The organism is Ruegeria sp. YTSA072, assembly GCF_059610285.1.
Genome location: NZ_JBXWNI010000009.1, coordinates 82108 through 100755, shown reverse-complemented (window position 1 = coordinate 100755; position 18648 = coordinate 82108). Strand labels below are relative to the sequence as shown.

Sequence of the window (18648 nt, the reverse complement as noted above, 5' to 3'; positions counted from 1 at the left end):
CCTTCAAACATGTCCGATTTCGGTCAGAAAGCTGTGCAGCAATGCCGCGTATTCTGCCGGCTGTTCCACACAAGGCAAGTGCCCAGCGCGTCGCATCAGCTCGAACCGAGAGCCGGGGATCAGGTTAACGGTTTCCCGCACAAGATCCGGTGGGGTCGATCCGTCCTCGCTGCCGGCAATGCCAAGGGTCGGCAGGCGCAGGCCGCTGGTGGGGGTGTAGAAGTCTGTGCCAGAGATTGCCGCGCAGCAGCCCAGATAGCCATCCACTGGCTGGCGCACCATCATGTTGCGCCAAAGCAGATGTTCGGGCGATGCGCGGAATGCCTTGGAAAACCAGCGCTCCATGGTTGCATCAGCCAGGGCCTCGATCCCGCCCTTTTGAACCGCGTCCATGCGGTCCTGCCAGATCGAAGGGATGCCGATTTTGGCCGCTGTATTGGACAGCACCAGCGCACGAACCTGATCCAGCCGTTTGACGGCCAGCCCTTGTCCGATCAGCCCGCCGATCGAAAGGCCGACAAACACGCAATCGCGCACTTCAAGAAAATCAAGCAATCCTTCCACGTCCCGCACAAGCGCACCCATCGAATAGGGGGCCGGGGGTTGCGACGAAAGACCGTGTCCGCGCTTGTCAAAGCGGATCACACGCAGCCCTGCAGGCAGGTGCAGCAATACATCGTCCCAAAGTCGCAGGTCGGTTCCCAATGAATTGGCAAACACAATTGGCGCGCCGCCTGGATCACCATCAACCCGATAGTGGATTTGAACGTTTCCAATGTCTGCGATCTGCACGACTCAATCCCCTGGCGTCATACGCCCAATAGTAAGGTTGCCTCAGCCCAAACGGCTTGTCAGGTCAGGTATTCCAGCGCTTTTCCAAAGACTTCGGGGTCGGCGTTGCCGCCCGATGCCACAACGATCACTGCATCGCTTTCGACTTCGTCCGCGCGATACAGGGCCGAGGCCAGCGACACCGCTCCGCCTGGTTCCAGCACGATCTTGAGGCGCAAAAACGCCTGCGCCATGGCGCGAAGCGCGTCTTCCTCGGACACCGACAAGCCCGGACCGCACAGCCTATTCAGGATCGGAAAGGTGATCCGGCCCGGTTGCGGGGTCAGGATCGCATCGCAAATGTTGCCCGATGCAGCGTTGTTGCTTTGAGTATGCCCTGTTGCCAAAGACCGTTTGACGTCGTCGAACCCCTGGGGCTCGCACGGGCGGGCTCGCAGCCCCGGCGCGTGGCCTTCCAGCGCCAGCGCAATACCTGAGGTCAACCCGCCGCCGCCGCAGCACACCAGAACATCTGCCTTTTCGAAACCCAAATCGGCCGTCTGCCGCGCCAGCTCCAACCCGACTGTGCCTTGTCCTGCGATGACCTGAGGTTCGTCGTAAGGCCGGATCAGGGTCAGACTGCGTTGGGACGCCAGCGCCTCGCCAATTTCTTCGCGGCTTTCGTTCGCGCGGTCATACAGAACGACTTCGCCCCCCAGCGCGCGGGTGTTGTTGATCTTTAGCTGCGGTGCGTCAGAGGGCATGACGATGACCGATGAAATCCCATGCTGTGTGGCCGCATAGGCCACGCCCTGCGCGTGATTGCCCGAAGAATAGGCGATGACTCCGCGTTGTCGTTGCGCGTCGCTGAGCGCCGAAATGGCCGACCAAGCGCCGCGAAACTTGAAGCTGCCGGTGTGTTGCAGGCACTCGGGTTTCACCAGCACGCGGCGGCCCGCGATTTCGTCCAGAAACGGCGAGGTTAGAATCGGTGTCTCGCGAACATGCCCTCTGAGGCGCTCGGCGGCGGCCTCGATCATTTCAAGTGTGCTCATGCGGTGACCAGTACCTTGCGAATGAGTTCTACCGACTGTGGTTCATCCAGAAACGGGGGATGACCACGGTCGGGTATTTCTGTCGATATAAGATCAGGGTGGCGGTTGTGCATTTCAGTCAGCGTGTCTTTGCCCAAAATATCCGAATTTGTGCCGCGAATGACGCCGGTTGGAATGCTCTGCAGTGCTTCAAACAGGGGCCACAGATCAGGGGCGGGCCCTGCAGCGGCCTGTTCCAGAAGCGCTGTACGCAGCGCAGGATCATAGCTGAGGGTCAGACCATCAGGCGTTTCGTCGAATTGGACTTCCGCCTGCTGCCGCCAACGCGCTAGTGACACGCCGGGAAATTGGGGCCCCAAGACGTGCTGCAACGCCCGGGCCGCCAAATCATATGTTTTGGAAACGGGCTGCTTGCCGACAAATTCCATGATCTTGGCGATACCCGATGGTTCCAGCACCGGACCGACGTCGTTCAAAACAACGCTCAACAACCGTTCGGGATGGCTGGCGGCTAGCGCCATGGCAATCAGCCCCCCACGCGAGGTGCCGATGACATTCACACGGTCCAGACCAAGATGGTCCAGCAGCTCGATCGCGTCTTGAGATTCGCGAAGGACGTTGTAGTTCATAAAGTCCGGGTCATGGTTCGAGCGACCGCGCCCGCGGTAATCCATCGCAATTACCCGCATGTCACCCAGATGCGGCGCGAGGAACGAAAAATCCTTGCTGTTGCGGGTCAACCCGGCAAGGCAAAGCACAGGCGCACCAGAGCCGGTGTCCTCGAAAAAAAGACGCCTGTCATCAGACGAAGTGAAAAATGCCATTAAAGTCCAGCCAGTTGCGGAATCGTCGTTAGGTCGGACAGTACATGCGCAGGCTTCCATGGCAAGCGGTCCATCGGTTCCCCGGCGCGATTGACCCAGGCGGTGACAAAGCCGTACCCGCTGGCCCCAGCCGCATCCCAGCCATTCGAGCTGACGAACAGAACCTCGTTTCGGGCACAGCAGAACCGTTCCTGCACAAGGTCATAGACCCGCGAATCCGGCTTGAAGACTCCGACGCTTTCCACGGACAACACGTCGTCCAAAACGTCCCCGATACCCGCTGACTGAACCGCGCCATCAAGCATCGGTGGCGAGCCATTTGACAAGATCGCTGTTTGCAACTCACCCGCTTTTAGTGCGCGCAGCATTTCTGGAACTTCGGAATAGGCCTGCAATTCCCAGTACAGATCCAGAAGCCGTTGCCGCAGTGTTGCGTCGCCGTCCAGGCCGGTCGCCTCAAGCGCCCAGTCGAGGCCATCCTGTGTAACATCCCAGAAATCCGCATGAGCATCCGTGACCGCGCGCAGCCAGGTGTATTGCAGCTGTTTCAGGCGCCAATGATTGGCGAGTTCGGGCCACTTATGTTGCAGTTTCTCAAAGCCCGGTTCCCCGGCTGCTTGTCGTGCGGCGGCGGCCACGTCGAACAGCGTTCCATACGCATCGAAAATGCAGGTTGTGATTGGCATCCGGTCCCCTCCTGATCGTCCGGCGCAGGTTTGCACAACAATAACGGGCATGAAAGAGGGTGGGGTTTACAATGTCGTGTTACCTCCTAGGCTTGGCCGCTAAACCCCAAAAGAGGCCGGAGACCAATATGACGGAAATCAAACAAGGCGACACGGTTCGCATCCATTACACAGGAACGCTGTTGGACGGAAACGTCTTTGACAGTTCCGAAGGACGTGACCCGCTGGAATTCGTCGTTGGCACGGGCCAGATTATCCCGGGTTTGGATTCGGCGATGCCGGGTTTGAACATTGGGGACAAAAAGCTGGTCGAGATCGCCTGCGTGGACGCCTATGGCCCGATCAACCCCGCAGCGCGCCAGCAGATCCCGCGTGAAGGCATTCCGGACGATATTCCGCTGGATCCCGGCACCCAATTGCAGATGCAAACACCGGACGGACAGGCCGTTCCGGTAACGGTAGTGGAGGTTGATGAAGCAACCGTCACGCTGGATGCCAACCACCCTTTGGCCGGTCAGGATTTGATTTTTGATATCGAGGTTGTTTCGATCAACTGACTCAGGAATTGAATCGGATCAGCCTGAATCGAGGCTGATCCAGGCATCAACGGTTTCCCGCATCTGCGGTTGTGTGAAGAACACAAACAACAATAGGATGACTAGGGCCAACAGTGCGACGAGTCCCCGCGTGCCCAAGAACCCGGACCTGCGGCGTGACCGGATGCTGCGAGTGTTGCTGGTAAGGATATGTTCGGCTTTGCTCATGCCGATATTCCTGCCCGCGAAAGATGGTCAAATCTTGACACCGGCAGGGAAAGATCAGGTCACATGTGATCAGGTTGCGGCATGCCCAGAACGTGGAAGCCGCCATCGACGCGAATGATCTCACCCGACGTGCATGCTCCCGCATCTGAAGTGAGGTAAACGGCCGTGCCGCCAACAGCCTCGAGTGTTGCGTTCGAGCGCATGGGCGCGTTCTGATCGCAGAATTTGTAAGTCTTGCGGGCACCGCCGATTGCAGCACCTGCCAGCGTCTTCATCGGGCCGGGCGAGATCGCATTGACTCGAATGCCTTCTGGACCCAGATCGTTGGCCAGATAGCGGGTCGCCGATTCCAGTGCGGCTTTGGCCACACCCATGACGTTATAGTTCGGAACAACCTTGTTCGATCCCTGATACGTCAGGGTCAGCAGCGTGCCGCCATTCTCTTGCATCAGCGGATAAGCGCGGCGCGCGACCTCGATGAAGGAATACGCCGACACGTCCAGCGAGTGCTTGAAGTTGGCACGCGTGGTGTTCAGAAAACGTCCCGTCAGTTCGGATTTATCCGAAAAGGCAATCGCATGAACCACGAAGTCGATGGTGGGCCAGCGCGCGCCAAGCTCTTCGAATGCGCGATCCAGCGAGGTGTCATCCGTGACGTCCGCGTCCACCATGAAATCACTGCCCAGGCTTTGGGCCAATGGCTCAAGACGTTTACCGAACGCCTCGCCCTGATATGTGAATGCCAGTTCGGCACCGGCCTCATGCATGGCCTTGGCAATGCCCCACGCAATCGAGCGGTCATTGGCCACGCCCATGATCAGGCCGCGTTTACCTTTTAGAAGATCCGACATTACATTCACCCGTTATACTTCGACAGGATCATGGACCCGTTGGTGCCGCCAAAGCCGAAGCTGTTGGTCATCACACTGTCCAATCCTGCGTTTTCAACTACTTGAGTTGCAATTTCACCGGGCAAGATGCCTTCGGCAAGCGTGTCGACATTGATCGACGGCGTAATAAAATCATTGTCCAGCATCAACAGGCAGAAGATCGTCTCAAGCGCGCCTGCCGCACCCTGTGCGTGTCCGGTCATCGACTTGGTCGATGAGATCGGGGGCACATTGCCTTCACCAAAGATTCGGCGCACGGCTTCAACTTCGCCAACGTCTCCGACCGGGGTCGAGGTGCCATGGGCGTTGATATAGCCGACTTTGCGCCCTTCGGGCATGGTCGACAGAGCCAGACGCATCGCCCGCTCACCACCCTCACCGGACGGGGCCACCATGTCGTGGCCATCCGATGTGGCCGCATATCCGGTCACTTCGGCATAAATCTTTGCGCCGCGGGCCAACGCGTGTTCCAGATCCTCTAGAACGACGATCCCGCCACCGCCCGAGATGACGAATCCATCACGGTCCTGGTCAAACGCACGCGAGGCTTTGTCCGGCGTGTCATTGTATTTCGACGACATCGCACCCATTGCGTCGAACAGGCAGGACAGTGTCCAGTCCAGCTCTTCTCCGCCGCCAGCGAACATGACGTCCTGCTTGCCCAGCATGATCTGTTCGGCCGCGTTACCAATGCAATGCAGCGAGGTCGAGCAGGCCGAGGTGATCGAGTAGTTGATGCCCTTGATCTTGAATGCGGTCGCAAGGTTGGCCGAGATCGTCGAACACATGCATTTTGGCACGGCGAAGGGGCCGATACGCTTGGTCGCGCCAGTTTTCAGAACAGTCTGATGCGCCGTCAGCATTGCGCTGGTCGACGGACCGCCGGAACCGGCGACCAAACCGGTACGCGGGTTCACGACCTGGTCTTCTGTCAGGCCAGCATCGGCGATTGCCTGATTCATGGCGATATGCGCGTATGCTGCACCGGGACCCATGAAGCGGAGGGTACGCTTGTCTACATGCTCAGCCGGATCGATCTTGAGCGTTCCGGCGATCTGACTGCGAAAGCCGTGTTCGACCATCTGCTCGTTGGCCTCGATGCCGGACTTTCCGGCCTTGAGAGAGGCCAATACTTCCTGGGCATTGTTCCCGATGGAGGACACGACCCCCAAACCGGTGACAACTACTCGACGCATGTGCGTGCTCCTTATTTCGGGCCGGTCAGGCTCAGGCTTCGGACAGAACGACTTTCATGTCTTTGACATCGTAAATCATTTCACCATCCGCTTCGACGATACCATCCGCCACACCCATGGTCAGGCGGCGGGTCTGGATCGCTTTTTTGAAGTCGATCTTGTAGGTCAGCATCTTGCGGTCCGGGCGGACCATGCCGGTCAGCTTGACCTCGCCGACGCCTACGGCCATGCCGCGTCCCTGCCAGCCACGCCAGCCCAGGTTGAACCCGGTCAGCTGCCATAGGCCGTCCAGTCCCAGACAGCCGGGCATGATGGGGTTGCCGGGGAAGTGGCAATCAAAGAACCACAGGTCAGGGGTGATGTCGAATTCGGCCAGTATGTGGCCTTTGCCATGCGCGCCACCATCGGCCGAGACGTCGGTGATCCGATCCATCATCAGCATCGGAGGTGCAGGCAATTGCGCATTACCGGGGCCGAATAATTCGCCACGGGCGCATTTCAGCAGATCGTCCTTGTCAAAGCTGCTCGGGAATTGGGCCATTCTGCCGCCTCTCCTGCCAGGGGTCCGTTCGTTATATCTGGCCTCGTCTAGCACCCGTATGCAAGGTCCTGCAAGAGCAGCACGTCACATCCTGTTGTGCAGACGGCATTCTTTGCGAATGAATTTCATTTGAAATTACCCGAACACAGCACCTATATATGGTTCAGCAACAATTGGGTTTCGGATTGATGACACCTCAGAGCCAGAACAGAGCCACAGATTGGTTGGTTGACGCGGGGCTGCGCCCAACGCGCCAGCGTGTCGCTTTGGCCGAGCTTTTAGTCGGCGATGGACGCCATCGGCACGTCACTGCCGAAAGCCTGTTTGAGGCGGCCAAAAAGAATGGGGACGCGGTATCTCTGGCAACGGTCTACAACACGCTGCGCGCGTTTTGTGAGGCCGGAGTTCTGCAGGAGATCACGGTTGATGGTTCGAAAAGCTATTTCGATACCAATACCCACGATCATCCGCACTTTTTCTGGGAAGACGAAAGCCGCCTGAGTGATGCGCCGTCGGACCAGTTGGTGATTCAACGCCTGCCCGAAGCGCCCGAGGGCGTTGAGATCGCGTCGGTCGATGTGGTAATCCGTCTGCGGAAAAAATAACTCAGGCCAAAAACTCCATCAGAATCTGTTCCGCCTGCGCGATGTGTGGCTCTGTAGGGCCGGTGCCATGACGGGCCAGAACCACAGGTTCCGCAGCGATGTCATCCAGGATTCGATGGCTGACCAGGGGCATTCCGTCATAGCTGACGTCCGAGGGCGGGGTGGCATAGCTGATCGCAACCCCCTCGTGATGAGCGGCAAGACTGCGCTGGATTTCCAGTGTTGCCGCCCGGTGTGCCACTGAAGGTCGCAATCCGATCTGCCGAAACAGCCCAAGCACGTGCTGTGATGAGAGGCCTTCGTTTGACAGGATCAGCGGATAGGCGGCCAGCTCGCTCAGCGAAACAGACGGCGCGCGCACCAATGGGTGATCCGGGGCCATGATGGCGTTTGGTCTGCTTGGGAAAAGGGTCTGCTGTTGAAATCCGGCATCCATGCTCAGGCCGTAAGTCAGCGCCAAATCTATGCGCCCGTCGCTCAGGTCGGTTATCAGCTCTTCGAACCCGTCCACCTTGTACGAGACGGTCAAATCCGGCAGCGCCACGCGCAGCGGGCGCAGCGCCTTGGCCAGCAAAAAAGGGGCCAAATCCACGAAACACCCCAATCGCAACTGTGCCCTGGTTGCACTGACTTGATCCGCTTTCTCAAGCCGGGCCGCATTGGTCAGCAAGTTTTCCGCGTCTTCGATAAATCCGCGTCCTTGCGGGGTCAGCGCCAGCGCGGCCCCGCGTTTTCGCGAAAATAACGGATGGCCAAGATGCGATTCGACGCGCGTCAGAGCGGTGGACAGCGCCGGTTGTGAGACATTCAGCTGTTGCGCCGCGGCAGACAAGCTGCCGAAGCGGCCGATAGCACAGACATATTCGTACTGGCGAAGTGAAATATATAACATGAAATTAAATCTACCTTAGAAAGATATTATTTGAACAGAGGGGTCATTCATGTGCAGATCGTCGTACCACCGGCACGGAGACAGACATGACGCATCCCATGGTTACTCACGAAATGATCGACACCTATCAACGGGACGGCGTAGTCCTGATCAAAGGGCTATTTGCCGATCACGTTGAGGCCCTGCGCGAAGGGGTGGCAGCGAATATGGCGGATCCCGGACCTTATGCATCCGAGAACAAGAAAAAAGGCCAGACGGGTCGGTTTTTCGACGATTATTGCAATTGGTCGCGCATTGAACAATTTCAGACGGTCATTCATGAATCCCCGGCGGCAGAAGTCGCGGCAGATTTGATGCAGTCGGATACAGTGCAGATGTTCCACGACCACGTTTTGGTCAAAGAGCCCGGAACGTCGATGGCGACGCCGTGGCATCAGGATGGGCCCTACTACTTTGTTGAAGGGCAGCAAACGATCAGCTTTTGGTCACCGCTTGATCCGGTCACGCAAGCCACACTGCGGTGTGTGGCAGGCTCGCATCGTTGGGAAAAAGAGGTCCTGCCGACCCGCTGGGTTTCGGAAGAAGGGTTCTTTCCCGACGAAGGCCAGTACATCCCGGCCCCGGACCCGGATGCCGAAGGGATGCGGGTTGTCGAGTTCGAGATGGAACCGGGCGATGCGGTTGCTTTCAACTATCGCACGCTTCACGGTGCGCGAGGAAATCAATCCGACAGCCGCCGCCGCGCATTTTCACTGCGTTTGGTTGGTGACGATGCGCGATATGTCGAGCGGCCAGGCCGGACATCGCCGCCGTTTCCGGGGCATGACATGATTCCAGGCCAGCGCTTGCGCGAGGATTGGTTTCCGATGTTGCTGCGGCGGTGATCAGACGCCGGATAGGTCATTGAGGCGGGTCAGAACCACTGGCCCGTTTCGATCAACCCCATCTCAAGCAACTGATTTGACGACCATTCGAACGGGATCGAATTGCGCCAGCGGAATGTTGGAATGTCGAAGGTAGATCCTGCGTTGGTTTTCAGGGCTTTGGCCGCCCGGAACGAGCAAACCGCAGCCGTTAGGTTGTGGTGCCACGGGCAGGAATACGTGTTGTATTCTTCGTCGTTGAACGTGTGATCCGGTCGCAATGACAATCCTTGTTTGGATTTGAATAGGGCGATCCGATCAATTCGGCGGCTTTGAGCGGGAACGTGTTCTTCGAACCGCCATCGCAAGCCACCAGACATATCCAGCTGGCGCTCCTTCGGGTGCTTTATTGAATCCAGCCGCGCCTGGGCAAAATACCCGGTGCGATCCATCATTGCGTGTTCAGGTGCCACGCCGTTCGGGAATTCGTTCAGATCCTCGGCATAAAGATCGACAACATGGCTCAGCATCGAGTCGCGGCGTTCTTCGGTGTGAAACGCCAGCATTTCACCGATTGTACGCGTCTCGCAAAAGGGAAAAAAGAGGTACTCGGCGTTGAAGCAGTAATACATCCACAAACTTGGCGCCGCCTGAATGATCCTGTTGATCGTCTCAAACACGACGGTGCGGGGGACGCAGCTGAGAGAGACGCGGTGAACTTGATCCTCAAGTTTGGGGTCCAGCGCAAACTCCTGCGGCATGAAAACGATCAGGGACTTGAAGCCCAGATTCAGATGGTGACGGATAGTGCTATCAGTCTCGACGTCATCTTCAACAAAAACCAACGCGAGGGGTCCCTTTGCCAAAGCGGCCTTGCCTGTTTGCAGGAAAGAGTCGAGAGATTCGTATTGCATTGCCTGTCCGCTGCCGCCTTGCTGGAGTTTCGGGTCAAAATCGGGTAATCGCGTCGCCATTGCAAGCGGCGTTCGTTGGGTATAGACGACGCCGATCCCGCGAATGCAAAGGCCGTTTTCATGTCAGAACCCAAAAAGCTGTACATCAAGACCTATGGTTGCCAGATGAACGTATACGACAGCGAGCGTATGGCGGAAACGCTGGGCGGTCAGGGTTACGTGGAAACCAAGAGCCCCGATGATGCGGATATGATCCTGCTGAACACCTGCCATATTCGGGAAAAAGCTGCGGAAAAAATCTATTCCGAGCTTGGCCGGTTCAAAGGTTTGAAGACCGAAAAGCCCGACCTCAAGATCGGTGTTGCTGGATGTGTTGCACAGGCAGAAGGCGAAGAGATTATGCGCCGCCAGCCGATTGTTGACCTTGTTGTCGGTCCGCAAAGCTATCACCGCCTGCCCGAGATGGAGGCGAAGACGCGCACCGGTGCCAAGGCGCTGGACACTGATTTCCCCGAAGAAGACAAATTCGAAAAACTTAAAAACCGTCCCAAGGCAAAACGCGGACCGACCGCATTTCTGACGGTGCAGGAAGGCTGCGACAAGTTCTGTGCCTTCTGCGTGGTGCCTTATACGCGCGGTGCCGAAGTCAGCCGTCCCGCCGATCGAATCCTGCGCGAGGCGAACGATCTGGTCGAACGCGGGGTGCGCGAAATCACTCTGCTGGGGCAGAACGTCAACGCCTATCACGGCGCTGGTCCGAATGGTGACATGACGCTGGCCGGTCTGATCTGGGAGCTGAACAAGGTCGACGGGCTGGAGCGGATCCGGTTCACCACCTCACACCCCAACGATATGGCCGACGACCTGATCGAGGCGCACGGGACGTGCGACAAGCTGATGCCTTATCTGCATCTGCCGGTTCAGTCGGGTTCGGATCGCATCCTCAAGCGAATGAACCGCAGCCACACCGCCGAGAGTTATCTGCGCCTGATCGAGCGTATTCGCGCCGCGCGCCCGGATATCGTGATGTCCGGCGACTTCATCGTCGGCTTCCCTGAAGAGACCGAAGAGGATTTTCAGGCCACCATGGATTTGGTGGAAGAGGTCAAATACGGATATGCGTATTCGTTCAAATACTCGACCCGCCCCGGAACACCGGCGGCTGAGCGGTCTCAGGTTGATCCCGAGGCTGCAGATGACCGTCTGCAGCGGCTTCAGGGGTTGATTACCCGTCACCAGCGCGAGATTCAGGACGCGATGGTTGGTCGGGACGTGAAAGTTCTGTTTGAAAAACCGGGTCGCCTGCCAGGTCAGATGGTCGGAAAATCCGAGTATCTTCATTCGGTTCACGTGTCTGACGCTGATGTTGCGGTGGGCGAATTGCGCGATGTCCGGATTATGTCCTCGGGCGCAAATTCATTGGCGGGCGGGTTGCGGTAACGTGTCCGTTACTTGGATTTTGAAAACCATACGGTTTTGTTAATTCCAAATTTACCCTTGATTTATTACTCGGAATTATGTTCCGAGAAAAATCAGGTTGCTTAAGGGTCGAGTGTTTTGTGCCTTTGGGAAACCTCATCTCTTGCCGATGGGATGGGCAGGTCGGTGAATGGAAAGGGTACGAGTGAAGACTTTGAAACGTTTTTCTGGGCGGCTGTTGAAATCCGCCCTTACCACCGCGACCGCTGTTTCGGTGCTTCCTGGTGTGACCGCTGCAGGCAATCTGGATCAAGGTCTCTCTGACCCGCCTGTTGTCAACCCAAAACGGTTCGGCAGTGACGTCAGCGCCTTTTATCTGGGTGCTACGGGTGCGTACGCTTTCGGGGGCGACGATCGATTTGGACTGACTGGACCCGGCGCAACCTCGGAAGTAGGCGACCTGGACCTGAGCGGTTCGTTGGGTGGCGTGCGTGCCGGGTGGCGCGGCGTTTTGCCTGCGCGCGCCGGGCGCGACTATGTTTACGGGTTTGAGCTTGGGTATGAGTTTGGCTCGCTAAGCGATGACGCCTCCAACCAGATCAACGGCCAGACGGTCACGGGCGGGTCCGAAATATCGGACGTGTTCTCGATTCGGCTGCGCAATGGCCTGACCAATAAAAGCGGTACAGTGTTGTATTTTGTGTCGGCTGGATATGTGAATGGCGACATCAACACAACAAGCAGACAGGCCGTCCAAGGGGGCTCTCAATTCTTCGAAAGTGGCGGCCGACGCAGCGGCTTTACCGCCAGCATCGGGGCCGAACATAACCTGACCGAACACTGGTCGATCACGGGTGAGTTCGAATACGTTCAGTTCAGCGCTGAAAACGTGGATTTCGGCAATGGAACCTCAACCAGATCGACACCAAAATATCGCGGTCTGAAGCTGGGTTTGAACTATCGGTTCTGACACGCCGACTAAAACAGCGGGCCAACAGGTGCAGCGCACGGGCCGGGCGCATTGGCGGTTTTGCCATTTGGGCGGAAAAAATGAAACTGTGGCTTGCGCCCACCAAGACTTCCTGTCTACGCTCAAGGTGAAACGCCAAGACAGGAGAGCGGATTGGCCATCGGTGCCCTAAACCCACCGCAAGATGAAATGCCTCAGCGCGAAGCGTTTGTTGAGTTTCCAGACAACCGATTGTTAATAGACCTGTGCGGGGAATATGACCGCAATCTGACAGATATTGAGCAAAAGCTATCTGTTCAAATTGTGCGCCGCGGGAATCAGCTGGCCGTTATGGGTGACGAAGACGCCCAGAAGCAAGCCATCGAGGTTTTGCAGGCGCTGTACACACGCCTGGAAGGCGGACGTGACGTCGAAGCGGCCGATGTGGACCGCGAGTTGCGGATGGGTGGCTCGGAGACGGGAACCGGCAGCCGCGACGGTGATCAGCTTGAGATGTTCAGAGGCGGCACGGTCGAAATCAAGACGCGCAAGAAACTGGTCGAGCCGCGCACGGATGCGCAAAAGGCATACGTCCAATCCTTGTTTCAGAACGAACTGGCCTTTGGAATTGGCCCTGCCGGTACAGGTAAGACCTATCTTGCCGTGGCCGCTGGCGTGTCGATGTTTATCGGAGGCCATGTAGATCGGATCATTCTCAGCCGCCCTGCAGTCGAAGCTGGCGAAAAGCTGGGCTATCTGCCCGGCGACATGAAGGACAAGGTCGATCCTTACATGCAGCCGCTGTATGACGCTTTGAATGACTTTCTTCCCGGAAAGCAGTTGGCCAAACTGATTGAAGAAAAGCGAATCGAAATTGCGCCGCTGGCCTTCATGCGGGGACGTACGCTGGCGAATGCGTTTGTTGTGCTGGATGAAGCTCAGAATGCCACGACCATGCAGATGAAAATGTTCCTGACGCGTTTGGGTGAAGGAAGCCGGATGGTGATCACCGGTGACCGCTCGCAGGTTGACCTGCCGCGCGGTGTTCAGTCAGGGCTGGCCGATGCCGAGCGTTTGTTGAATACGATACCAAACATCAGCTTCAACTACTTCACATCCAAGGATGTTGTGCGCCACCCGCTTGTGGCCGCCATTATCGAAGCGTATGAGGCCGACTCGGGCCGCGAGAAAGCATAGTCGTCCCGGTTGCGGCCACAGGGCTTTGGACACGGTGAGATGAACCTGGAAGTGACGATCGAAGATGCGCGCTGGCAACAGCTTGAGCCATTGGCTGCGCGCGCGATAAAGGCTGTTTTGGACTTTTGCGATCTGGACGCTGAGCTGTGCGAAGTCAGCCTACTGGCCTGCGATGATGCGCGAATTGCCGATCTGAACGCGGAATTTAGGGAAAAGCCCACTCCGACCAATGTGCTGAGTTGGCCAGCCGAAGATCTGACCGCTGACGAAGCGGGGCAGAGACCTGCCCGACCCACGCCAGACTTTACGGGCGAAATCGCGCTGGGCGACATTGCGATTTCCTTTGATACTTGCGCACGCGAAGCGGCCGACGCCAACACAACTATGGACGATCACGTCACGCATCTGATCATTCACGGAGTGTTACACTTGCTGGGCTATGACCACATCCGTGACCCCGACGCCACTTTGATGGAAGAGGTCGAAGTCGAGATACTTGGCAAAATGGGTATAGATGACCCATATAGTATGTAATAGTGGCCGCATTGGCCGCATTGGCCGCATTGGCCGATCATTTGGAACAGGATTATGGGCGATACAGACGGCAGTTCTATGGCGGCGCAGAGCGCGCAACCGAAGGACAGCGGTGAAAATGCCAGCAAAAATGCTGGCTTCTTTTCTCGAATAGTGGACGCGTTCTCGCCGCAGAGCGACGAAGAGGTCAGCGCGACCAATGGACATGAGGTCGACATGGTTCAGCCTCGCGGCATGATCAATCTGCGGCGAATGCGGGTCGAAGATGTGGCTATTCCGACGGCGGAAATCGTGTCTGTGCCCTCGACAATCAGCAAGGATGAGCTGGCCCAGGTTTTCCGCGACAGCGGCCTGTCCCGGATCCCCGTCTACGAGGGAACGCTTGATACGCCTTTGGGGTTTGTGCACCTCAAGGATTTTGCGCTTACGCACGGATTTAATGGCACGGGTTCAGAGTTTGATCTGGTCTCGATGCTGCGCACTTTGCTGTTTGTGCCGCCGTCGATGCCTATTGGCGTGTTGTTGACGAAGATGCAGACCGAACGCCGCCATATGGCGCTGGTGATTGACGAATACGGCGGTGTTGATGGTCTGGTGTCGATCGAGGATCTGATCGAACAGGTGGTCGGTGAGATTGCGGATGAGCACGATGCCGACGAAGGCCAGCTTTGGATACAGGAAAAGCCCGGCTACTATGTCGTGCAAGCCCGCGTCCCCTTGGAGGAATTTGAGGCCGAGATAGGGCGTTCTCTGACAAGTCACGAGGACGTGGACGAGGAAGAAATCGACACCTTGGGCGGATTGGTCTTCATGCTGTCTGGTCGCGTCCCAGCACGGGGCGAGGTCGTGTTGCATCCCGAAGGTCCCGAGTTCGAGGTGATTGACGCCGACCCGCGCCGGATCAAACGTCTGCGTGTCATGTTGCCGGATCGCGTTGAATGAACCCTGCACAGGGCTGGCCGTTTTGGTTGCGGTTAATATCCGTAGCTCTGCTGGGCGCGATCGCGGCGTTTGGGCTTGCTCCGTTCGGCATTTGGCCGGCAACAGTGATCGCACTGATCCTGCTGTCGCCTCTGTTTCTTACGACTGAGACGCGGGCGAGGGCGGCGTGGTTGGGCTGGGCCTTCGCGACCGGGTATTTCGCACATGCGCTCAGTTGGATTGTCGAACCGTTCCTCGTTGATGTCCAGCGTCACGGATGGATGGCGCCTTTTGCCCTGACATTCATGGCAGGCGGCCTCGCTCTGTTTTGGGCGCTTGCCTTTTGGCTGGTGCGGCGTCCCGACAGCGATGGCGTATCACAGGCCGTGTTTCTGGCGATTTCAATCTCACTGCTGGAATTTGCCCGAGGGTATGTCCTGACGGGGTTTCCCTGGGCGGGGCTGGCGCAGGTCTGGGTGAATACACAGGTCGCGCAGCTATTGTCTCTGTTCGGGCCATATGGGCTGGGCGCGGTGACTTTGCTGGCGACTTTGCCGCTCGGGGCCGCGCTGTCGCGGCGCGATGGCTATGTGGTTCCGTCAGTCCTGACCGTTGGAACCGCGTGTTTCGCATTGATTTATGCCATGTCGCGCCCGGTTGTTACGGACACTGACAATGTTGTTCGCCTCATTCAACCAAATGCACCCCAGCATCAGAAATGGGATCCGGATTACGCCCCGCTGTTTTTTGCCCGACAACTAGAGTTTTCGGCGGCGGCCCCACGACCGGATTTGATTGTCTGGCCGGAAACCTCGGTTCCTGCATGGCTGGGCAGTGCGCAGCCTTATCTGACCGCAATCGCCGATGCCGCGCAGGGGACGCCCGTATTTCTGGGTATTCAGAGAGGGGATGGCCCGCGCATTTACAATTCGATGATCTATCTGGATGAAGATGGCCGGCAGCAGGGGCTTTATGACAAGCATCATCTGGCGCCCTTTGGCGAATATGTTCCATTTGGTGGCATCTTGGCTCAGTTCGGAATTTACGGAATGGCTGCTACCACCGGCAATGGCTTTAGCTCCGGACCGGGTGCGGCACTGATGGACGCTGGCAAGCTGGGGAAGGCGTTACCCCTTATCTGCTATGAGGCGGTCTTTACGCAGGATGTCTTGTCTGCACCAGGTCGTGCCGATTTTCTGCTGCAGATCACCAATGACGCTTGGTTCGGAACGCGATCGGGGCCGTATCAGCATCTGGCTCAGGCGCAAATGCGCGCCATCGAGCAAGGGTTGCCAATGATGCGGTCGGCAAATACCGGAGTGTCGGCGATGATTGACCCGCTGGGTCGGGTTACAGAAGCATTGCCGTTGGGGCAGGCCGGTTTTGTCGATGCGACATTGCCCAAGGCGCTGGATCCGACTGTGTACGCCCGGCTGGGTGATGCACCGGTCTTTGTCGCGCTGTTGGCGCTCTATGCGCTGCTTTGGCGCAACGCCAGAGAACAGCAATAGAATTTTCGGATTGACGCTGTGTTTCATCGTGCGTATCCGGTTGCATGCTCATCACAACGGCTTCCTGGCGTGATGGAAAATCTCAATGGAGCACTTTCATGTCCCGACAGAACTACACATTTACTTCGGAATCCGTTTCCGAAGGGCACCCGGATAAGGTTTGTGACCGGATTTCCGATGCCGTGCTTGACGCATTTCTGAATGAAGAACCCGAAGCGCGCGTGGCGTGTGAAACCTTTGCTACGACCGACCGGGTCGTCATCGGTGGCGAAGTAGGTCTGTCTGATCAGGAAAAGCTGCACGATTACATGGGTCGCATCGACGAGATTGCGCGCGCCTGTATCAAGGACATCGGATACGAGCAGGACAAGTTCCACCACGAAACCGTCGAGGTAACGAACCTGCTGCACGAACAGTCCGCACATATCGCCCAAGGTGTGGATGCCGCCGCAGACAAGGACGAAGGTGCCGGTGACCAGGGCATCATGTTCGGTTATGCGACCATGGAAACGCCTGCGCTGATGCCGGCACCGATCCAGTATTCGCACGCGATCCTGCGCCGTCTTGCCGAAGTGCGCAAGAATGGCAGCGAGCCCGCGCTGGGTCCTGACGCAAAATCGCAGTTGTCGGTCGTCTACCGTGACGGAAAGCCAGTCGGTGTCAGTTCGATCGTGTTGTCGACTCAACACTTGGACGAAGCGCTGAGCTCGGCCGACATCCGCGCGATTGTCGAACCGTACATCCGTGAATCACTGCCCGAGGGATGGTTGAGCAACGAAACCGAGTGGCACGTGAACCCCACGGGCAAATTCGTGATCGGCGGCCCGGATGGTGACGCAGGTCTGACCGGGCGCAAGATCATCGTAGACACCTATGGCGGCGCTGCACCTCACGGCGGTGGCGCGTTCTCGGGTAAGGATCCGACTAAGGTGGACCGCTCGGCCGCGTATGCCGCGCGCTATCTGGCCAAGAACGTAGTTGCCGCTGGCATGGCAGAACGCTGCACGATCCAGCTAAGCTATGCGATTGGTGTATCCAAGCCATTGTCGATCTATGCAGACGCGCACGGCACCGGTGAAATTTCGAACGCCGAGATCGAAAAGGCCGTCGGCCAGGTCATGGATCTGACACCGCGCGGCATCCGCCAGCACCTACAGATGAACAAGCCTATCTACCAGCGTACCGCAGCCTATGGCCACTTCGGCCGTGAGCCCGATTCTGATGGCGGCTTTAGCTGGGAACGGACTGATCTGGCGGATGCCCTGAAAGCAGCCGTCTGATCCGAATTACCAAAGCGCGCCGACATCGGCGCGCTTTTTTGTTGAGCGGTGATTACTACAGCCCTCTTGAACCAACCTCGGCGTCGCAGTATGGCCACCGCCATGAGCACCCAGACCCCACAACGCCCGCGCAGAAACTTCTATGGCCGCTTCAAAGGGAAAACCCTGAAGCCCAGCCAAAAGACCTATCTGAACGAAGACCTTGATGCATTGTCACCGGGTGCGGTGGATTGGGAAACCAATCCCGAACGCCATCCGCTGGATCTGAACGCTCTGTTCGATGGCAGGGATGTCTGGCTTGAGGTCGGCTTTGGTGGGGGTGAGCATCTTGTGCACCAGGCTGCCAGCAACCCCGATATCGGCATTATTGGGGCCGAACCGTATATCAACGGCGTCGCTATGCTGTTGGGTAAGATTCGTCAGGCAGGGGTCGAAAATCTGGCGGTGCATCCGGGCGATGTGCGCGATCTGTTCGATGTTCTGCCCGAGGCCAGCATCTCACGCGCTTTTCTACTTTATCCTGATCCCTGGCCAAAAACACGGCACCACCGTCGCCGTTTCGTGACGCAGGAACATCTGGAGCCTTTGGCCCGTGCCCTGAAGCCAGGGTCTATTTTTCGTGTTGCTACGGACATTCCCGACTATGTGCGCCAGACATTGGAAGAGGTGCCGCGCGCCGGGTTCGAATGGCTGGCCGAGCGTCCTGCTGACTGGCGCGAGCCGTGGGATGACTGGATTTCCACCCGCTATGAACAGAAGGCCCTGCGTGAAGGCCGTACGCCACACTACCTGACCTTCCGCCGCAAAGACTGATTGCGGCTGGACCAACCGGCCCC

At 57.7% G+C, this 18648-nt stretch carries 21 protein-coding genes and 1 riboswitch; of the genes, 11 read left to right on the top strand and 10 right to left on the bottom strand.

Going from position 1 to position 18648, the window contains the following annotated elements; all coding sequences use genetic code 11:
- Window positions 1–3: 3 nt before the first annotated feature.
- The 4 genes from pcaD to AC2FIB_RS15570 are packed head-to-tail and all read right to left on the bottom strand — an operon-like array spanning window position 4 to window position 3336.
- Window positions 4–792, bottom strand: coding sequence for a 3-oxoadipate enol-lactonase (pcaD, locus tag AC2FIB_RS15585; protein ID WP_496735378.1), 789 nt, complete (start codon window positions 790–792; stop codon window positions 4–6).
- Window positions 793–851: 59 nt separating this feature from the next.
- Complete coding sequence (locus AC2FIB_RS15580) at window positions 852–1826, bottom strand: threonine ammonia-lyase (RefSeq protein ID WP_496842353.1); 975 nt, start codon at window positions 1824–1826, stop codon at window positions 852–854.
- A complete protein-coding gene (locus AC2FIB_RS15575; RefSeq protein WP_496735382.1) occupies window positions 1823–2650 on the bottom strand; it encodes an alpha/beta fold hydrolase in 828 nt (275 codons plus the stop codon). Before AC2FIB_RS15575 ends, AC2FIB_RS15580 begins: the two co-directional genes overlap by 4 nt.
- Window positions 2650–3336 (bottom strand): haloacid dehalogenase type II, encoded by a 687-nt coding sequence (locus AC2FIB_RS15570; protein WP_496735383.1) that lies wholly within the window; start codon window positions 3334–3336, stop codon window positions 2650–2652. Before AC2FIB_RS15570 ends, AC2FIB_RS15575 begins: the two co-directional genes overlap by 1 nt.
- A gap of 128 nt (window positions 3337–3464) precedes the next feature.
- Between AC2FIB_RS15570 and AC2FIB_RS15565 the strand changes: the two genes are divergently transcribed.
- Entirely contained in the window at window positions 3465–3893 is a 429-nt protein-coding gene (locus tag AC2FIB_RS15565; RefSeq protein ID WP_496735385.1) for an FKBP-type peptidyl-prolyl cis-trans isomerase, read from the top strand.
- Window positions 3894–3911: 18 nt separating this feature from the next.
- Here the strand turns inward: AC2FIB_RS15565 and AC2FIB_RS15560 are convergent, their stop codons facing one another.
- The 4 genes from AC2FIB_RS15560 to fabA are packed head-to-tail and all read right to left on the bottom strand — an operon-like array spanning window position 3912 to window position 6727.
- Window positions 3912–4100 (bottom strand): hypothetical protein, encoded by a 189-nt coding sequence (locus AC2FIB_RS15560; RefSeq protein WP_496735387.1) that lies wholly within the window; start codon window positions 4098–4100, stop codon window positions 3912–3914.
- 59 nt (window positions 4101–4159) lie between these two features.
- Window positions 4160–4951: an enoyl-ACP reductase FabI gene (locus AC2FIB_RS15555; RefSeq protein WP_496735389.1), complete on the bottom strand. Its 792-nt coding sequence runs from the start codon at window positions 4949–4951 to the stop codon at window positions 4160–4162.
- 5 nt (window positions 4952–4956) lie between these two features.
- Entirely contained in the window at window positions 4957–6186 is a 1230-nt protein-coding gene (gene fabB, locus AC2FIB_RS15550; protein WP_496735391.1) for a beta-ketoacyl-ACP synthase I, read from the bottom strand.
- Window positions 6187–6217: 31 nt separating this feature from the next.
- Complete coding sequence (gene fabA / locus AC2FIB_RS15545) at window positions 6218–6727, bottom strand: bifunctional 3-hydroxydecanoyl-ACP dehydratase/trans-2-decenoyl-ACP isomerase (protein ID WP_282152633.1); 510 nt, start codon at window positions 6725–6727, stop codon at window positions 6218–6220.
- 188 nt (window positions 6728–6915) lie between these two features.
- Between fabA and irrA the strand changes: the two genes are divergently transcribed.
- Window positions 6916–7332: an iron response transcriptional regulator IrrA gene (gene irrA, locus AC2FIB_RS15540; RefSeq protein ID WP_109312620.1), complete on the top strand. Its 417-nt coding sequence runs from the start codon at window positions 6916–6918 to the stop codon at window positions 7330–7332.
- A 1-nt stretch (window position 7333) separates the two neighbouring features.
- Here irrA and AC2FIB_RS15535 read toward each other — a convergent pair whose 3' ends face one another.
- Window positions 7334–8224, bottom strand: a complete 891-nt coding sequence (locus AC2FIB_RS15535; protein WP_496842352.1) for a LysR family transcriptional regulator — start codon at window positions 8222–8224, stop codon at window positions 7334–7336.
- 86 nt (window positions 8225–8310) lie between these two features.
- Here AC2FIB_RS15535 and AC2FIB_RS15530 point away from each other — a divergent pair, with 86 nt between their 5' ends.
- On the top strand, window positions 8311–9108 hold the full coding sequence (locus AC2FIB_RS15530) for a phytanoyl-CoA dioxygenase family protein (protein WP_496735394.1): 798 nt from the start codon (window positions 8311–8313) through the stop codon (window positions 9106–9108).
- Window positions 9109–9137: 29 nt separating this feature from the next.
- Here the strand turns inward: AC2FIB_RS15530 and AC2FIB_RS15525 are convergent, their stop codons facing one another.
- The gene (locus AC2FIB_RS15525; RefSeq protein WP_496842351.1) at window positions 9138–10061 is read right to left on the bottom strand and encodes a hypothetical protein; all 924 of its coding nucleotides are present in this window, start codon (window positions 10059–10061) and stop codon (window positions 9138–9140) included.
- A 60-nt stretch (window positions 10062–10121) separates the two neighbouring features.
- Between AC2FIB_RS15525 and miaB the strand changes: the two genes are divergently transcribed.
- The 8 genes from miaB (at window position 10122) to trmB (ending at window position 18625) form a co-directional block, all read left to right on the top strand.
- Window positions 10122–11441 (top strand): tRNA (N6-isopentenyl adenosine(37)-C2)-methylthiotransferase MiaB, encoded by a 1320-nt coding sequence (miaB, locus tag AC2FIB_RS15520; protein ID WP_496735397.1) that lies wholly within the window; start codon window positions 10122–10124, stop codon window positions 11439–11441.
- A gap of 193 nt (window positions 11442–11634) precedes the next feature.
- A complete protein-coding gene (locus AC2FIB_RS15515) occupies window positions 11635–12390 on the top strand; it encodes an outer membrane protein (protein ID WP_496735399.1) in 756 nt (251 codons plus the stop codon).
- 153 nt (window positions 12391–12543) lie between these two features.
- Window positions 12544–13566, top strand: a complete 1023-nt coding sequence (locus tag AC2FIB_RS15510; RefSeq protein WP_058273235.1) for a PhoH family protein — start codon at window positions 12544–12546, stop codon at window positions 13564–13566.
- A 39-nt stretch (window positions 13567–13605) separates the two neighbouring features.
- Window positions 13606–14100 carry an rRNA maturation RNase YbeY gene (gene ybeY / locus AC2FIB_RS15505; RefSeq protein WP_496735401.1) on the top strand — a complete coding sequence of 165 codons (495 nt, stop codon included), beginning with the start codon at window positions 13606–13608 and terminating at the stop codon, window positions 14098–14100.
- Window positions 14101–14154: 54 nt separating this feature from the next.
- On the top strand, window positions 14155–15042 hold the full coding sequence (locus tag AC2FIB_RS15500) for a hemolysin family protein (RefSeq protein ID WP_108860955.1): 888 nt from the start codon (window positions 14155–14157) through the stop codon (window positions 15040–15042).
- Complete coding sequence (lnt, locus tag AC2FIB_RS15495; RefSeq protein WP_496842350.1) at window positions 15039–16532, top strand: apolipoprotein N-acyltransferase; 1494 nt, start codon at window positions 15039–15041, stop codon at window positions 16530–16532. The genes AC2FIB_RS15500 and lnt overlap by 4 nt, the downstream gene beginning before the upstream one ends.
- 45 nt (window positions 16533–16577) lie before the next feature.
- Window positions 16578–16625, top strand: a riboswitch (SAM-SAH riboswitch).
- 5 nt (window positions 16626–16630) lie between these two features.
- A complete protein-coding gene (gene metK / locus AC2FIB_RS15490; protein WP_496842349.1) occupies window positions 16631–17812 on the top strand; it encodes a methionine adenosyltransferase in 1182 nt (393 codons plus the stop codon).
- A gap of 102 nt (window positions 17813–17914) precedes the next feature.
- The gene (gene trmB, locus AC2FIB_RS15485) at window positions 17915–18625 is read left to right on the top strand and encodes a tRNA (guanine(46)-N(7))-methyltransferase TrmB (RefSeq protein WP_496842348.1); all 711 of its coding nucleotides are present in this window, start codon (window positions 17915–17917) and stop codon (window positions 18623–18625) included.
- The last annotated feature ends 23 nt before the right edge of the window (window positions 18626–18648 follow it).

Excerpts from the sequence above, each read along its gene's own strand:
- AC2FIB_RS15580 (WP_496842353.1), bottom strand. The coding sequence starts at position 1,826 with ATGAGCACACTTGAAATGATCGAGGCCGCCGCCGAGCGCCTCAGAGGG.
- AC2FIB_RS15575 (WP_496735382.1), bottom strand. The coding sequence starts at position 2,650 with ATGGCATTTTTCACTTCGTCTGATGACAGGCGTCTTTTTTTCGAGGAC.
- AC2FIB_RS15570 (WP_496735383.1), bottom strand. The coding sequence starts at position 3,336 with ATGCCAATCACAACCTGCATTTTCGATGCGTATGGAACGCTGTTCGAC.
- AC2FIB_RS15565 (WP_496735385.1), top strand. The coding sequence starts at position 3,465 with ATGACGGAAATCAAACAAGGCGACACGGTTCGCATCCATTACACAGGA.
- AC2FIB_RS15560 (WP_496735387.1), bottom strand. The coding sequence starts at position 4,100 with ATGAGCAAAGCCGAACATATCCTTACCAGCAACACTCGCAGCATCCGG.
- AC2FIB_RS15555 (WP_496735389.1), bottom strand. The coding sequence starts at position 4,951 with ATGTCGGATCTTCTAAAAGGTAAACGCGGCCTGATCATGGGCGTGGCC.
- fabB (WP_496735391.1), bottom strand. The coding sequence starts at position 6,186 with ATGCGTCGAGTAGTTGTCACCGGTTTGGGGGTCGTGTCCTCCATCGGG.
- fabA (WP_282152633.1), bottom strand. The coding sequence starts at position 6,727 with ATGGCCCAATTCCCGAGCAGCTTTGACAAGGACGATCTGCTGAAATGC.
- irrA (WP_109312620.1), top strand. The coding sequence starts at position 6,916 with ATGACACCTCAGAGCCAGAACAGAGCCACAGATTGGTTGGTTGACGCG.
- AC2FIB_RS15535 (WP_496842352.1), bottom strand. The coding sequence starts at position 8,224 with ATGTTATATATTTCACTTCGCCAGTACGAATATGTCTGTGCTATCGGC.
- AC2FIB_RS15530 (WP_496735394.1), top strand. The coding sequence starts at position 8,311 with ATGACGCATCCCATGGTTACTCACGAAATGATCGACACCTATCAACGG.
- AC2FIB_RS15525 (WP_496842351.1), bottom strand. The coding sequence starts at position 10,061 with ATGGCGACGCGATTACCCGATTTTGACCCGAAACTCCAGCAAGGCGGC.
- miaB (WP_496735397.1), top strand. The coding sequence starts at position 10,122 with ATGTCAGAACCCAAAAAGCTGTACATCAAGACCTATGGTTGCCAGATG.
- ybeY (WP_496735401.1), top strand. The coding sequence starts at position 13,606 with ATGAACCTGGAAGTGACGATCGAAGATGCGCGCTGGCAACAGCTTGAG.
- AC2FIB_RS15500 (WP_108860955.1), top strand. The coding sequence starts at position 14,155 with ATGGGCGATACAGACGGCAGTTCTATGGCGGCGCAGAGCGCGCAACCG.
- lnt (WP_496842350.1), top strand. The coding sequence starts at position 15,039 with ATGAACCCTGCACAGGGCTGGCCGTTTTGGTTGCGGTTAATATCCGTA.
- metK (WP_496842349.1), top strand. The coding sequence starts at position 16,631 with ATGTCCCGACAGAACTACACATTTACTTCGGAATCCGTTTCCGAAGGG.
- trmB (WP_496842348.1), top strand. The coding sequence starts at position 17,915 with ATGAGCACCCAGACCCCACAACGCCCGCGCAGAAACTTCTATGGCCGC.